Below are 3,403 nucleotides of genomic sequence, written 5' to 3'. Positions count from 1 at the left end.
CGCTGGCATCTGGCACAACTGGACCACCGACGCCAAGATCAAACGATCCCTGATCGCCTATGACCACTGAAGAACATCGGACTCATTCATCTAGCCCGTGGCGGCGAGGTGGGCGGCCACGGCGACGACACCGTCGACGCCCTGGCAGAGGCCCACGACCACTGGGATGAGACGCGGTTCCGGGACGTGGCCCCGAAGGGTGACGTCCCCGTCACGGACCTCGACCGCGACGGCGCCCTTGTCCAGACCGAGGATGCGTCCCATGACGTCCTGCTCGATCTCGTCGCGGATCTCGACGTCGGAGCGGATGAAGGCGTCGAGCAGGTCACTGCGGCTGACGATGCCGGTGACGAGCCCGTCGTCGTCGACCACCGGCAGTTGCTTGACGTGCCGCCTGCGCAGTTCCCTCGCGGCCTGGGGAATCGTCCAGTCGGCGCGAGCGGTGAAGACGGGGCTGCTCATGAGCACGCCCGCGGTCCGGGCCCGGGCCTTGCCCCAGGCGCGCTCGTCGTTCCCGTCCAGCCCCTGTGGATCGGGCATCCCTGTCTCGTGCCGCAGCACGTCGGACGCGGACACCACACCGACGGGGGCGCCGTCATCGTCGACGACCGGGGCCGCGGCGATGTCGTTCGCGTCCAGTAGGGCGGCGACTTCCTGGAACGGTGTGTCGGGGCCGAGGGTGACGACCTCCTCGGTCATCACGTCACCGACCGTGCGGCGGTGCAGCATGGCATCGGCCTCCTCCGCTCTGCGACGGAGCGGCCGCGGTCGGTCCGCCCGGTCGGACCACGCGGTGCGCCGACCTCCGCAGCCCCGCCGGCTCGTCCACGCCGTCTTCCCTACATGACAACACCGCGCCACTCCCGCGACCAGTGACGTTCGGCCTGGCGGGGAAGGCTGGCGATCCTACGGTCAGGGGTGCGGCCGAGTGCGAGGTGGATGTCGGCACGCTGGGCGCCTGGCCCTTGCGCTTGTTGATGGGGGCGATCAGGTCACCTCGTGACCATTCACTCAGCGTCATCGAGCTGCGGGCTTCAGGAAGGTACCCCCTCTGCACGAGCTCGACGATCACGGCGGCTACGCGGCCGACTCCCGCCAGTTCCTCGCCCGGTCGTTCGCCCCGGCCCTCGACCCCTCGACCACGCACGTGATGCGCACGCTGATGGCCCAGGCCCAGATCGACCCGGAATTCAGCGCGTGCTTCCGCGAACAGCTCCTCGCCCGCCGCCGCGCCGCCTTCGAGGTCCCGGCGGAGCGGGCGTCGGGGTTTGGCCCACTGGTTCCTCGGCTCGAGGACGGTGTGCTTGACATGCCGTCGTCGCAGGCGGCGGGTGCGGCGGGAAGAGCAGGTCTTGTCGGCCCCGAGGCGGCCCGGCTGGGTGCGCGGATGACCGCCTCCGGCGCGAGCGGCACGGACGCGTTCGGGCACCGGGATCAGCTGCGAGGTCTCGCCCCACCGCCCCGCGGAGCCGCCCGGCCCCGGCGCCGCGTGATCAGTATGGCCGGGGGCGACGTCCGTCTCACCAGCGAGGTGGCCGAGGCGAGCGGGTGCACGAAACGATCAGAGCTCCCCCACCCACTTGGCCTCATTCGGCGGACTGATCCCAGGCTGTGTCGTGTCGACCCGCAAAAGCTGCATGCTCACGGGCGTCGCGCCGTCGCCGCCTTTCAGTTGACGCGGTCGGCGAAGCCCTCGGGCATATCCTCGGGACCCACCGCGACGACGCTCTCGTCGTTCTCGCCAACGTGCTCGAACAGGGTGATGCGGGCGAACTCCGGCACGACGTGGATCGGGTAGGTGGGGCCGGCGTCCCGGTAGGCGCGCATCTCGTCCACGTGCTCGTTCTGGAAGACCACCGTCTTGGAGCCGTCCCGCTCGATCCACCGCGGGAAGAAGATCGTGCCGTGCAGGACGCGCCGGCCAGGCAGCACGTTGACGACGACCGAGGTGCCGGTCGGCTCGTTCCAGGAGATCTTGTAGAAGTCGTCGACGAGCCGCACCAGGTCGACCCTCTGGTCCTTCACCCAGCGTCCGCCGACCATGCCCGAGTGGATGCGGTAGTCGATGGTCGTGGCGTTCTTCACGTACATCTCGTACTGCCAGCCGTTGGCATAGGTGTAGATGAACCGGTGCCCGGTGATCCCGGACAGGTCCTGCGGCGGAACGGGGTTGTCGACGGTAGTCGGGGTGTCGTACCCAGCGGTCATGGCGTTGCTCCTTGCTGTGCTTCGAGCAGCGGCCCGCCGACATGCGGTTCAGGCCGGATCGGTCCGCCACTCCAGAAATGATTTTGTCACAAAACAAGTTTGGGACAAAATCTGATGCCCGCCGCTCCATAATGGGGGCATGTGTAACGCGGGCGGAGCGCACGGAACGAACAAAGCGGCGGACGGAGAGAGCGACTGCGGTCGGTCCGAAACATCGGAAGCGGTCCGGGTCGCTGCCGGACTGAGCGGACTGCTGGGGCCGCTGCGTCGCGCCGTACTGCGCGCCACCCGCAACGCCGAAGGTCTGCCTGACCTGCCGGAGGCGCAGATCGAGCTGCTGAGGGCGCTGTCCTCGTCGTCCGAGGGCCTCAGCCCCGGCGCGGCGGCCACGCGAGTGAGGGTGGCGTCGTCCACCGTGAGCAACCTGGTCCGGACGATGTCCGCCGCACGGCTGGTGGAACGGGTACGACCCGAGCACGACCAGCGGACCGTGGTGCTCACCGCGTCGGGGGAAGCCCTGAACCTGCTGGAGCGCTACGACCGCGCCAGCACCGCGGCCCTCACCCGTGTGGTCGAGGACTTGTCCGAGGCCGACCGGGTGGCGCTGGACAAGGCACTGCCCGCCCTGGACCGGCTGGTCACCGCCCTGGAGACCGCAGAGGGCACCGGGGGTGACGCGGCCTGACGCCGGGTGCTCCCAACGCAGCCTCACACCGGTCGGCGGAGCCTTCGCACGGGCATTGAAGCCTCCCCTTGATCGTGGACATCCGGACGTCGGAACGCGTCTTGCCGCGCGTTACCGGCCTCCGCGGCCACACACCAGCCAGCCGCGTCGCCAACCCGCCCGGACAGCACGGCTGGGACCGTAACGCTCCGCCCACGGGCGGGTTGGCGGGAACAAGGGGCTGCCGCCAGCCCTCCCACCTGGTCAACACGGGACGTAGGCAAGCAGTCGGGCCCCAGGGGCACGGCGGTCCGGTGAACCAGGGTGCCCGGTATGCCACACCGCATGAGGGGCGCGGTCAGACCTGCGCCTGGCCGCCGTCGACGAACCATTCGACGCCGTTGACGAAGCTGGAAGCGTCCGAGGCCAGGAACGTCGCCACGGCGGCGATCTCATCCGGGCGGCCGATCCTGCCGAGCGGCACCTCCGAGGCGAACTGGTGGAGGTCCGGGCCTACGGCGCCGACCAGGC

At 69.7% G+C, this 3,403-nt stretch carries 4 protein-coding genes and 1 pseudogene; 2 read left to right on the top strand and 3 right to left on the bottom strand.

Annotated elements, in window-relative coordinates:
- Nucleotides 1–90: 90 nt before the first annotated feature.
- A complete protein-coding gene (locus tag ABD329_RS47550; protein ID WP_198276008.1) occupies nucleotides 91–729 on the bottom strand; it encodes a CBS domain-containing protein in 639 nt (212 codons plus the stop codon).
- Nucleotides 730–1,051: 322 nt separating this feature from the next.
- Between ABD329_RS47550 and ABD329_RS48430 the strand changes: the two are divergent.
- Nucleotides 1,052–1,276 (top strand): annotated as a pseudogene (locus ABD329_RS48430) (TetR/AcrR family transcriptional regulator C-terminal ligand-binding domain-containing protein); the annotation flags it as partial.
- 392 nt (nucleotides 1,277–1,668) lie between these two features.
- On the opposite strand, the gene ABD329_RS47545 reads toward ABD329_RS48430, so the two are convergent.
- Nucleotides 1,669–2,208, bottom strand: coding sequence for a phenolic acid decarboxylase (locus ABD329_RS47545; RefSeq protein WP_198276009.1), 540 nt, complete (start codon nucleotides 2,206–2,208; stop codon nucleotides 1,669–1,671).
- A gap of 139 nt (nucleotides 2,209–2,347) precedes the next feature.
- On the opposite strand from ABD329_RS47545, the gene ABD329_RS47540 reads away from it, so the two are divergent.
- Nucleotides 2,348–2,893 (top strand): MarR family winged helix-turn-helix transcriptional regulator, encoded by a 546-nt coding sequence (locus ABD329_RS47540; protein ID WP_214664645.1) that lies wholly within the window; start codon nucleotides 2,348–2,350, stop codon nucleotides 2,891–2,893.
- Between the two features lie 337 nt (nucleotides 2,894–3,230).
- Here ABD329_RS47540 and ABD329_RS47535 read toward each other — a convergent pair.
- On the bottom strand, nucleotides 3,231–3,403 hold a 173-nt coding region (locus tag ABD329_RS47535), incomplete at its 5' end, for an SDR family oxidoreductase (RefSeq protein WP_344318235.1).

The sequence above is a fragment of the Streptomyces javensis genome, from assembly GCF_039525925.1.
GTDB lineage: Bacteria > Actinomycetota > Actinomycetes > Streptomycetales > Streptomycetaceae > Streptomyces > Streptomyces asiaticus.
Note: the sequence above shows the minus strand (reverse complement) of the source record. Positions and strands in the feature narration are given on the sequence as shown.